Raw genomic sequence first — 11,501 nt, forward strand, 5'->3', positions numbered from 1 at the left:
GGCCGCCGGCCGCCTGCGGGCGACCGGCCCGGTCGCGGCCGCGCTGGCCGGAGCCAGCGTGCTGGCCGTCGCCGGGGCCGCGGTCGCCGCGGGCATAGCCCTGACCGGGGGCACGACGTCGCTCGCCCAGGGGGACCAGGACCCGTCCGTGCCGACCGCCTGGTCGGCCACGGCCTCCGGCGCGCCGTCGGCGTGGGCGGCGAGCGGCGGGCGCGGCGGGGTCGGGAAGCCGGAGAAGGAGACGCGCGCGAAGCGCTCGCCGGGCGGCGAGGACGCGCACGCGGCCGGGGACCGGTCGCCCGACGTCGTCCCGCCGGACGCGCTCACGCCGTCCCTGCTGTCGCCGTCCCTGGTGCCACCGTCGCTGCTGTCGCCGTCCTCGTCGCTGCTGACGCCGTCGCTGCTCGACCCCGAGGCCCCGCCCGCGTCCGCGACCCTGTCGCCCATCGCGACCCCGCCGTCGCCGAGCGCCTCCGGCGGCGACGGGACCACCCCGGCGCCGACCCCGACGACCGGCACCCCGAAGCCCACCGGGACGGCGACGTCCACGCCGGGCGGCACGTCCGAGCCGAGCGCGACGCCCAGCGAGACGCCCACGGCGACGCCGAGCGCGACGGCGAGCGGGAGTCCGTCGGAGTCGCCGACGCCGTCGGAGACCGCGAGCGAGACGCCGACCGCGAGCGCGGCGCCCTCCGCGACGGAGACTCCCAGCGCGACGCCGAGCGCGACGCCGTCGCAGACCCCGAGCGCGACGCCCAGCCCGACCGCGAGCGCCGACGAGACGTCCTGACCCAAGCCCGCCGGCGGCCGCCGCTCCTACGAGGACTCCTACGAGGACTCCTACGAGGACTCCTACGAGGACGGCAGCCGCTGGCGGTGCGCGGCCAGCTCCGGGGCCGTCTTGGTGGCCAGGAACTCCGTCACCCGGTAGGCGCACACGCCCGCCACCACGAACGGGTCGGCGGCGACGATCTCCTCGATCCGCGCGCGGTCCTCGCCGCGCGCCAGGATCACGCCGCCCTCGCGCGGCACCTTGCGGCCCGAGGCGAGGAAGTCGCCGGACGCGTAGTGCGCCTCCAGCCAGGCGACGTGGTCGGCGAGCAGGGCGTCGACGCGCTCCACGGGGGCGGTGTAGGTCAGGTCGAGTACGAACACGCCGGGCAGCCTACTGCCCGTACGGCCCCGGCCGCGGCCGCCTCCTCCCGGCCGCCGGGAGGAGGCGGCCGCCGCCGGTCAGCCGGACTCGACCACCCGGAAGACCAGGCCCGCGCGCACCAGCCGCGAGGTGAGCGCGTCGCCCATGGCGGCCGCGGTGGTGACCTGCCCGGCCGTCTCCGGCAGGTCGTCGAAGGCCAGGCACAGCGCGGACTCGGCGAACATCTTGGCGGTCTCCTCGTAGCCGGGGTCGCCGCCCGCGACCTCGGTGACGACCCGCTTGCCGCCGCCCTCCCCGGCGAAGCGGACGGAGAACCAGCTGCGGGCGCGCCGCGCCGCGTCCGGCCCGTCGCCGGGCGCGAGGCGGCCGGACAGCCAGGTGCGCACCGGGGGCACCTGCGCGGCGGCGAGCAGCGCGGCGACGCCCACCGCGCCGCCGACCGCGACCGGCAGCCGGCGCACCAGCGCGTGGTGGCCGTAGGCGAAGTCGGGCCCGTACGCGTCGAGCGCGGCGGCGGACCGGCCGACGATCTGCGGGTCGATGGTCGGCAGCGGCACCGCCCAGCCGGCGGGCCGGCGGGCGCGGTGCGGGGCGCCGGGGCCGGAGCGGACCGTGCGGCCGGCGGGGCGCGGTTCGGCGCGCTGCCGGGCCCGGGCGGTGCGGACCGTGCTGACCGGGCGGGACATGCCGTGCAGGGCGGAGGCGAGGGTGCCGCCGGATATGGTCCCGTTGGAGCGCACGTACCCGTTGACGCGCAGCGGCACGCCCGCGGGCAGCTGGGAGACGGTGTAGTGGACGCCCAGGTCGTGCGGCACGGAGTCGAAGCCGCAGGCGTGCACCAGGCGGGCGCCGGTCTCGCGGGCGAGCGCGTGGTGGCGCAGGTACATCAGGTCCACGAACTCCGGTTCGCCGGTCAGGTCGGCGTAGTCCGTGCCCGCCGCCGCGCAGGCGGCCACCAGCGGCTCGCCGTAGCGCGCGAACGGGCCCACGGAGGTGGCCACGACGCGCGTGTCGGCGGCGACGGCGCGCAGCGAGGCGGGGTCGCCGGCGTCGGCGGTCAGCAGCGGCAGCCCGGCGCAGGCCGGGTTGATCTCGGCGAGCCGGTCGCGCAGCCGCTCCAGCCGGGCCGGGGTGCGGCCGGCCAGCGCCCAGCGGCAGTCGGCGGGGGCGTGCTCGGCCAGGTACTCGGCGGTGAGCGCGCCGGCGAAGCCGGTGGCGCCGAACAGCACGATGTCGTGGGCCCGGTCCGCATGGCCGGGGCGGTCGGGGCGGCCGGGCTGGTCAGCGGCGTCCGATGGCCGCATGGCGGGTCCTCCCTGCTGGCGCGGGTCCCGCGCGGGCCGTCGCCCGCCGGGGGTGGCCGCCACAGTAGGTAGCGGGCGTCGCACGGTCAACCGGCGTCCACGGCCGCCCCGGCGGGCTTGACAGGCCACGGCGGCTGAGCGACATTCGGCAGACGTAGGATGTCCGATGTCCAATGTCCAATGTCCGACCCAGTGTCTGATCCATCCCCGATCCCATCGCCCGATCCTCTGTCCGATGGTCCGCCGCGGCCGCCCGCCGGAACGCCCCGCGCCGCGGGAGGCCGCCGCACGCGCGCGGGCGGTGCCCGGGACACGGCCGGGCTCGCGTACGTACGCCGGAGGACCGGCGCCGGACCCGCCCGGGACGAAGCCGCCCCCGCGCCCGCCAGAAAGCAGGCCGGCATGATCCCCGTCCCCCTCACCGGTGTCATCCCGCCCCTGTGCACCCCGCTGACCCCGGCCGGAGAGGTCGACACCCGCTCGCTGCGGGCCCTGGTGGAGCACCTGATCGGCGCGCGCGTGCACGCCCTGTTCGCCCTGGGGTCGACCGGTGAGGCCGCCTACCTGACCGACGCCCGGCGGCGTACCGCCCTGGAGACGGTCGTCGAGGCGGCGGCCGGCCGGGTGCCGGTGCTGGCCGGGGCGATCGACATGACCGCCGGGCGCGCCGCGGACCAGGCCCGTACGGCGGCGCGGCTGGGCGCGGACGCGGTGGTGGCCACCGCGCCCTTCTACGCCCGCTGCCACCCGGCCGAGACCGCCGACCACTTCCGGCGGGTGCGGCAGGCCGCAGGCGTGCCGCTGGTCGCCTACGACATCCCGGCCGCCGTGCACACCAGGCTGGACCCGGAGGTCCTGCTGCGGCTGGCCGCCGAGGGTACGCTCTCGGGCGTGAAGGACAGCAGCGGCGACGACGGCGCGCTGCGCCGCCTGCTGGTCGCGGTGCGCGGCCGCGGGCTGCACGGCTCGTTCGCGGTGCTGACCGGCTCGGAGCTGGCCGCCGACGGCGCGCTGCTGGCCGGGGCGCACGGCCTGGTCCCGGGCCTGGGCAACGTCGACCCGCACGGCTTCACCCGGCTGTACGCGCACGCGCGCGCGGGCCAGTGGGAGGCCGCCGCCGCCGAGCAGGACCGGCTGGCCGCGCTGTTCGGCCTCGCCGCCGTGGGCGACCCGGCCGTGATGGGGGTGGACTCGCGCGCGTACGGCGGGTTCAAGGCCGCCCTGCACCTGCTGGGCGTCATCGGCTGCCCGGCCACCGCCGCCCCCCAGGTCCCGCTGGACGAGGCCGCCGTGAAGGCCGTGCGCGGGTATCTGGAGGAGGGGGGCCTGCTGCCGTGAGCGCGGCGGGCCCCGGTCCTCGCGTGGGCGCGACGGGCCGCTGGTACCGGGAGGTGTCCGCGGCGCAGTGGAAGGCGATGTTCGCCGCGTGGCTGGGCTACCTGCTCGACGGCTTCGACTTCGTCCTGATCACGCTCGTCCTGACCGAGGTCGCGGACGAGTTCGGGCTGGGCACGGGCCAGGCGGCGAGCCTGGTGTCCGCCGCGTTCGTCACCCGCTGGCTCGGCGGCGCGCTGCTGGGCGCGCTGGGCGACCGGTACGGGCGCCGGGCGGCGATGGTCGCCAGCATCCTGCTGTACTCGCTGGGCACCTTCGCCTGCGGCCTGGCGTGGGACTACACCAGCCTGTTCGCGGCCCGGCTGCTGATCGGCGCGGGGATGGCGGGGGAGTACAGCGCGAGCGCCACGTACGTCCTGGAGAGCTGGCCCGCGGCCTGGCGCGGGCGCGCCTCGGGCTTCCTGATCTCCGGCTACTCGGGCGGCACGATCCTGGCCGCCGAGCTGTACAAGTGGGTCGTGCCGCACTGGGGCTGGCGGTGGATGTTCTACATCGGCGTGGCGCCGGTGCTGGTGGCGCTGTGGACGCGGCGCGCCCTGCCGGAGGCCGCGGAGTGGAGCGCGCAGGCGGACCGCGCGCGGGCGCGGCCGAACCCGTTCCGCCCGCTGTTCACCGGGCGCGGCCGTGCCTGGGCCAACGGCGTGGCGGCCGCGGCCGCGGCGGCCGCGCTGTTCACCGTCTTCACCCCGCTCGGCGCGGGGTTCGTGTGGCCGCTCGCGCTGGTCGCCGCCGGCTGCCTGGCCGCGTTCGCCGCGCAGCTCGGCGGGCGCCGGCACTGGGCCCTGTACGTGGCGCTGACCTGCACGGTCTTCTGCGCGTTCCTCTACAGCTGGCCGATCCAGGCGCTGCTGCCCACGTACCTGAAGACCGAGCTGGGCTACACCCCGGCGCAGGTCGCGGACGTGATGTTCTACGCCGGGTTCGGCACGATGGGCGGCTGCTGGCTGGCGGGCTTCGCGGGCGACCGGCTCGGCACCCGGCGCGCGTACGCGCTGGCCCTGCTGGTCTCGCTCGCGTTCGTCTTCCCCGTCTTCGCCGTGCGCGGCAGCCTGGTCGGGCTCGGCGTGCTGCTGTTCTTCCTGCTCGCCTTCGGCCAGGGGGTCTCCGGCCTGCTGCCGCGCTACCTGGCCGGCCACTTCCCGACCGCGAGCCGGGCCGCGTCGCTCGGCTTCGTCTACAACACCGGCGCGCTCGGCGGCGCGGTGGCGCCCGTGCTCGGCGCGCACCTGGCCGAGGGCATGCCGCTGGGCCGGGCGCTGGCGGTGCTCACCTTCGGGCTGACGCTGGTGGTCGTGGTGCTGGTCGGCGGCGACGTGCCGCGGCGGCTGGGACGGCTCCTGGACCGTACGGCCCGTACCGGCGGTAGGGACGGTACGAGCGGCGCGGTGCCGGAGGACCACCTGCTGCCGGGCCCGCCGCGCGGCGTGGCCGCGGCCGAGGCGGAGCGGGCCTGACCGCCCCTGCCGTCAGGAGCGGGGCCGGCACCGGACGACCGTGCCACCGCTTGGTGGCATTGTTGCCGCGCGGGGGTTGTGCGCGGCGCGCCCGCTTCTTAGCATCAGTGGTGTTACAGCAACAGTGTCACAAGGTTGGGGGCGGGATGGCGCCGACGGAAGACGGCCCGCTGGCCGGGGCGCGCGTGGTGGAGCTGGCGGGGATCGGCCCCGGCCCGTTCGCCGCCATGCTGCTGGCCGACCTGGGCGCCGACGTGGTGCGCGTCGACCGGCCCGGCGGCCCGGTGCTCGGCATCGACCCCGAGCGCGACGTCACCGGCCGGAACAAGCGCTCGGTCGTGCTCGACCTGAAGTCCGCGCACGGCCCGCGCGCCGTGCTCGACCTGGCCGCGCGCGCCGACGTGCTGATCGAGGGCAACCGGCCCGGCGTCGCCGAGCGGCTGGGCGTCGGGCCCGACGCCTGCCTGGCCCGCAACCCGCGGCTGGTCTACGGGCGGATGACCGGCTGGGGCCAGCACGGACCGCTCGCCGACACCGCGGGCCACGACATCGGCTACGTGGCCGTCACCGGCGCGCTCGGCATGATCGGCGCCGCCGGCGGCCCGCCCGCCGTACCCGCCAACCTGCTCGGCGACTACGCGGGCGGCTCCCTCTACCTCGTCGTCGGCGTGCTCGCCGCCCTGCACCACGCCCGGGCCACCGGCACCGGGCAGGTCGTCGACGCCGCCATCGTGGACGGCACCGCGCACCTGACCGCCATGATCCACGGCATGCTCGCGGCCGGCGCCTGGCAGGACCGGCGCGGCGCCAACCTGCTCGACGGCGGCTGCCCCTTCTACGGCACCTACGAGACCGCCGACGGCGGCCACATGGCGGTGGGCGCGCTGGAGCCGCAGTTCTACGCCGAGTTCACCCGCCTGCTCGGGATCGCCGACCGGCTGCCCGACCGCGACGACTTCGGCCGCTGGGACGAGCTGCGCGCCGCCGTCGCCGCCCGCTTCGGGATGCGTACGCGCGAGGAGTGGACGGCCGTCTTCGACGGCTCCGACGCGTGCGTCGCCCCCGTCCTGTCGCTGCGCGAGGCCCCCGCCCACCCGCACCTCGCCGCCCGCGGCACCTTCGTCACCCACGCCGGCCTCACCCAGCCCGCGCCCGCCCCGCGCTTCTCCGCCACCCCCGGCGGAGTGCGCCGACCGCCCGCCCGGCCCGGCGCGGACGCCGCCGAGGTGGCCCGCGACTGGGACGTACCCGCCCTGACCCAGGAGAGCGTGCAGTGAAGCGCCAGATCTTCGCCCCCGAGCACGACGCGTTCCGCGAGACCGTGCGGACCTTCATCGACAAGGAGGTGGCCCCGCACCACGACCGGTGGGAGAAGCAGGGCATCGTGGACCGCGAGGCGTGGCTCGCCGCGGGCGCCATGGGCCTGCTCGGCTTCGCCGTGCCCGAGACCTACGGCGGCGGCGGGACCGACGACTTCCGCTACGCCGCCGTACTCGCCGAGGAGCTGACCCGCGCGGGCGCCTCCGGCATCGCGCTGAGCCTGCACAACGACATCATCGGCCCGTACCTCACCTCGCTGGGCACCGAGGAGCAGAAGCGGCGCTGGCTGCCCGGCTTCTGCTCCGGCGAGATCATCACCGCTATCGCCATGACCGAGCCGGGCGCCGGCTCCGACCTCCAGGGCATCCGCACCACCGCCACCGACGCCGGCGACCACTGGGTCCTGGGCGGCTCCAAGACCTTCATCTCCAACGGCATCCTCGCCGACCTGGTCATCGTCGTCGCCCGCACCACTCCCGAGGGCGGCGCGCACGGCGTGAGCCTGCTGGTGGTCGAGCGCGGCATGGCGGGGTTCGAGCGCGGCCGCAACCTCGACAAGGTCGGCCAGAAGGCCCAGGACACCGCCGAGCTGTTCTTCCACGACGTGAAGGTGCCCAAGGAGAACCTGCTGGGCGAGCTGCACGGCGGCTTCATGCACCTGATGACCAACCTCGCGCAGGAGCGCATGAGCATCGCGGTGTCCGCCATCGCCGGCGCCGAGTACCTGCTGGAGATCACCAGCCGTTACGTCAAGGAGCGGCACGCCTTCGGCCGCCCGCTGGCCAAGCAGCAGCACATCCGCTTCGAGATCGCCGAGATGGCCACCGAGTGCGCCGTCACCCGGGAGTTCGTCGACCGGTGCATCACCGAGCACACCGCCGGGCAGCTCGACGCGGTGGGCGCGTGCATGGCCAAGTGGTGGGCCACCGAGCTGAACAAGCGCGTCACCGACCGCTGCCTGCAACTGCACGGCGGCTACGGCTACATGACCGAGTACCCGGTCGCCAGGGCGTACACCGACGGCCGTATCCAGACCATCTACGGCGGCACCACCGAGATCATGAAGGAGGTCATCGGCCGCTCCCTGCTCGCCGACTGACCTCCACCCGAGCGTCCCCGCCGCCCGCAGGGCCACCCCCCGTAGACTTTCCCCGAAAGGCACCAGACGTGACCACCGAAGCGTACGTGTACGACGCCGTCCGCACCCCGCGCGGGCGCGGCAAGGCCAGCGGCGCCCTGCACGGCACCAAGCCCATCGACCTCGTGGTCGGCCTCATTCACGAGATCCGCCGCCGCTTCCCCGACCTGGACCCGGCCGCGATCGACGACATCGTCCTCGGCGTGGTCAGCCCGGTCGGCGACCAGGGCGCCGACATCGCCCGCACCGCCGCCATCGCGGCCGGGCTGCCCGACACGGTCGCCGGCGTGCAGGAGAACCGCTTCTGTGCCTCGGGCCTGGAGGCCGTGAACCTCGCCGCCGCCAAGGTGCGCTCCGGCTGGGAGGACCTGGTGCTGGCCGGCGGCGTGGAGTCCATGTCCCGGGTGGCCATGGGCTCCGACGGCGGCGCCTGGTTCAACGACCCGATGACCTCGTACGAGACCAACTTCGTGCCGCAGGGCATCAGCGCCGACCTCATCGCCACTGTCGAGGGCTTCACCCGGCACGACGTGGACTCCTACGCCGTGCTGTCGCAGGAGCGGGCCGCCGAGGCGTGGAAGGACGGCCGCTTCGACCGCTCCGTGGTCCCGGTCCGCGACCGCTCCGGCCTGACCGTGCTGGACCGCGACGAGCACCCGCGCCCGGGCACCACCGTGGAGTCGCTGGCCGGCCTGAAGCCGTCGTTCGCCGTCATCGGCGACATGGGCGGCTTCGACGCGGTGGCCCTGCAGAAGTACCACTGGGTCGAGGCCATCGACCACGTGCACCACGCGGGCAACTCCTCCGGCATCGTGGACGGCGCCGCGCTGGTGGCCATCGGCAGCCGCGAGGCCGGCGAGCGCTACGGCCTCAGGCCCCGCGCCCGCATCGTCTCCGCCGCCGTCTCCGGCTCCGAGCCGACCATCATGCTCACCGGCCCCGCGCCCGCCAGCCGCAAGGCGCTGGCCAAGGCCGGGCTGACCGTCGACGACATCGACCTGGTGGAGATCAACGAGGCGTTCGCCGCCGTCGTGCTGCGCTTCGCCCGGGACATGGGGCTGAGCCTGGACAAGGTCAACGTCAACGGCGGCGCCATCGCCCTGGGCCACCCGCTCGGCGCCACCGGCGCGATGATCCTGGGCACCCTGATCGACGAGCTGGAGCGGCGGGAGCAGCGGTACGGGCTCGCCACCCTCTGCGTCGGCGGCGGCATGGGCATCGCCACCGTCGTCGAGCGGCTGTAACGCCCGTCCCCCAAGGCCACCTTCCCGCCGGCCGTACGGGCCCCACCCGGCCCGGCGGCGCACCTCTTACGGAGCAAGCACGATGAGCGAGACCGGCACGATCCGCTGGGAGCAGGACGACACGGGCGTCGTGACCCTCGTCCTGGACGACCCCGCCCAGTCCGCCAACACCATGAACGACGCCTTCCGCGTCTCCCTCGCCGCAGTCGTCGACCGGCTGGAGGCCGAGCGCGACGCTGTGCGCGGCGTGATCATCACCTCCGCGAAGAAGACCTTCTTCGCCGGCGGCGACCTGCGCGACCTGATCACCGTGCGCCCCGAGCACGGCCAGGCCGTGTACGACCGGACCATGGCCGTCAAGCGCGACCTGCGCCGCCTGGAGACCCTGGGCCGGCCCGTCGTCGCCGCCGTCAACGGCGCGGCCCTCGGCGGCGGCTACGAGATCGCCCTCGCCTGCCACCACCGCGTCGCCCTCGACGCCCCCGGATCCAAGATCGGCCTGCCCGAGGTGACCCTCGGCCTGCTGCCCGGCGCCGGCGGCGTGGTCCGCACTGTACGGCTGCTGGGCATCACCGACGCGCTGCTGAACGTGCTGCTCCAGGGCAAGCAGTACCCGCCGCGGCGGGCCCTGGACAAGGGCCTGGTCCACGAGGTGGTCACCACCCGCGAGGAGCTGCTGGAGCGGGCCCGCGCCTACGTCGACGCGCACCCCGAGGCGCGGCAGCCCTGGGACGCGGACGGCTACAAGATCCCCGGCGGCACGCCCGCCCACCCGAAGTTCGCCGCCAACCTCCCGGCCTTCCCCGCCAACCTCAAGAAGCAGCTCAGCGGCGCCCCCTACCCGGCCCCGCGCAACATCATGGCCGCCGCCGTCGAGGGCTCGCAGGTCGACTTCGACACCGCGCAGGCCATCGAGGCCCGCTACTTCGTGGACCTGGCCACCGGGCAGACCGCCAAGAACATGACCCAGGCGTTCTTCTTCGACCTCCAGGCCGTCAACTCCGGCGCCAGCCGGCCCCAGGGCTTCGAGCCGCGCGAGGTGCGGAAGGTCGCCGTGCTGGGCGCCGGCATGATGGGCGCGGGCATCGCCTACGCGTGCGCCAAGGCGGGCATCGAGGTGGTCCTCAAGGACGTCTCCGCCGAGTCCGCCGCCAAGGGCAAGGCCTACTCCGAGGGCCTGCTGGCCAAGGCCCTCGCCAGGGGCCGCACCACCGAGGCCGACCGGGACGCGCTGCTGGCCCGCATCACGCCCACCGCCGACCCGGCCGACGTGGCCGGCTGCGACGCGGTCATCGAGGCCGTCTTCGAGGACCCGGCCCTGAAGCACAAGGTGTTCCAGGAGATCGAGGGACTGCTCGCGCCCGACGCGCTGCTGTGCTCCAACACCTCCACCCTGCCCATCACCCTGCTCGCCGAGGGCGTCCGGCGCCCGGAGGACTTCATCGGGCTGCACTTCTTCTCGCCCGTCGACCGCATGCCGCTGGTGGAGATCATCAAGGGCGAGCGCACCGGAGACGCGGCCCTGGCCCGCGCCTTCGACCTGGTGCGGCAGATCCGCAAGACGCCCATCGTGGTGAACGACTCGCGCGGCTTCTTCACCTCCCGCGTCATCGGCCACTTCCTCAACGAGGGCGTGGGGCTGGTGGGCGAGGGCGTGCCCGCGGCCACCGTCGAGCAGGCCGCCGCCCAGGCCGGCTACCCGGCCAAGGTGCTGTCCCTGATGGACGAGCTGACCCTCACCCTGCCGCGCAAGATCCGGCTGGAGACCAAGCGGGCCATCGAGGAGGCCGGCGGCACCTGGCCGGCCCACCCGGCCGAGGCGGTCGTCGACCGCATGGTGGAGGAGTTCGGCCGCACCGGCCGCTCCGGAGGCGCCGGCTTCTACGACTACGAGGACGGCAGGCGCACCCGCCTGTGGCCGGGCCTGGCCGAGCACTTCGGCGGCGCCGACCCGGACCTGCCGTGGGCGGACATCCAGGAGCGGATGCTGTTCTCCCAGGCGCTGGACACCGTCCGGCTGCTGGAGGAGGGCGTGCTGACCTCCGTCGCCGACGCCAACATCGGCTCTGTCTTCGGTATCGGCTTCCCCGCCTGGACCGGCGGCGTGCTCCAGTACATCAACGGCTACGAGGGCGGGCTGCCCGGCTTCACGGCCCGCGCGCGGGAACTCCAGGCCGCCTACGGCGACCGCTTCGCGCCGCCGGAGCTGCTGGTGGCCAAGGCCGAGAAGGGCGAGACCTTCACCGGGTCCGGCCGGGACTGACGCCCCGCGCCGCGTCGGGCCCGCCCCCGGTCCTCCTACCGGACCGGGGGCGGGCCCGCCCGGTTCCGCCTGATGCCCCGCCCGGCTCCCGGGCACGGGCCGGACTCGGGCGCGCCGCCCGGGTCCGGCCCGCTCGTATACGTTCCGGGGACCGGCGTCCCGGGGACCAGCGCCCCGGCCGTGCCCCGGCCGCCCGGCGCCCGGCCCGCCCGCGGGGGTCCGCCGGT

At 75.7% G+C, this 11,501-nt stretch carries 8 protein-coding genes and 1 pseudogene; 6 read left to right on the forward strand and 3 right to left on the reverse strand.

The window, feature by feature from the left end:
- From RKE29_RS22970 to RKE29_RS22980, 3 genes and pseudogenes are all read right to left on the reverse strand, one after another.
- Nucleotides 1–795, reverse strand: a pseudogene (locus tag RKE29_RS22970) (hypothetical protein); the annotation flags it as partial.
- 57 nt (nt 796–852) lie between these two features.
- The gene (locus RKE29_RS22975; protein WP_312007474.1) at nt 853–1,155 is read right to left on the reverse strand and encodes a YciI family protein; all 303 of its coding nucleotides are present in this window, start codon (nt 1,153–1,155) and stop codon (nt 853–855) included.
- A 78-nt stretch (nt 1,156–1,233) separates the two neighbouring features.
- Nucleotides 1,234–2,460, reverse strand: coding sequence for a saccharopine dehydrogenase NADP-binding domain-containing protein (locus RKE29_RS22980; protein WP_312007476.1), 1,227 nt, complete (start codon nt 2,458–2,460; stop codon nt 1,234–1,236).
- Between the two features lie 402 nt (nt 2,461–2,862).
- On the opposite strand from RKE29_RS22980, the gene RKE29_RS22985 reads away from it, so the two are divergent.
- The 6 genes from RKE29_RS22985 to RKE29_RS23010 all read left to right on the forward strand — a co-directional run bounded on the left by RKE29_RS22985 (nt 2,863) and on the right by RKE29_RS23010 (nt 11,274).
- Complete coding sequence (locus RKE29_RS22985) at nt 2,863–3,798, forward strand: dihydrodipicolinate synthase family protein (protein ID WP_312007477.1); 936 nt, start codon at nt 2,863–2,865, stop codon at nt 3,796–3,798.
- A gap of 23 nt (nt 3,799–3,821) precedes the next feature.
- Nucleotides 3,822–5,309 carry a sialate:H+ symport family MFS transporter gene (locus tag RKE29_RS22990; protein WP_312007478.1) on the forward strand — a complete coding sequence of 496 codons (1,488 nt, stop codon included), beginning with the start codon at nt 3,822–3,824 and terminating at the stop codon, nt 5,307–5,309.
- 146 nt (nt 5,310–5,455) lie between these two features.
- Nucleotides 5,456–6,586, forward strand: coding sequence for a CaiB/BaiF CoA-transferase family protein (locus RKE29_RS22995; protein ID WP_312007479.1), 1,131 nt, complete (start codon nt 5,456–5,458; stop codon nt 6,584–6,586).
- A complete protein-coding gene (locus RKE29_RS23000; protein WP_312007480.1) occupies nt 6,583–7,728 on the forward strand; it encodes an acyl-CoA dehydrogenase family protein in 1,146 nt (381 codons plus the stop codon). The genes RKE29_RS22995 and RKE29_RS23000 overlap by 4 nt, the downstream gene beginning before the upstream one ends.
- A 68-nt stretch (nt 7,729–7,796) precedes the next feature.
- Nucleotides 7,797–9,011 (forward strand): acetyl-CoA C-acetyltransferase, encoded by a 1,215-nt coding sequence (locus RKE29_RS23005; RefSeq protein WP_312007482.1) that lies wholly within the window; start codon nt 7,797–7,799, stop codon nt 9,009–9,011.
- A gap of 82 nt (nt 9,012–9,093) precedes the next feature.
- Nucleotides 9,094–11,274, forward strand: coding sequence for a 3-hydroxyacyl-CoA dehydrogenase NAD-binding domain-containing protein (locus tag RKE29_RS23010; RefSeq protein ID WP_312007484.1), 2,181 nt, complete (start codon nt 9,094–9,096; stop codon nt 11,272–11,274).
- Nucleotides 11,275–11,501: the final 227 nt, after the last annotated feature.

Origin of the sequence: Streptomyces sp. B1866 (assembly GCF_031932565.1) — a bacterium.
Classification (GTDB): Bacteria; Actinomycetota; Actinomycetes; order Streptomycetales; family Streptomycetaceae; genus Streptomyces.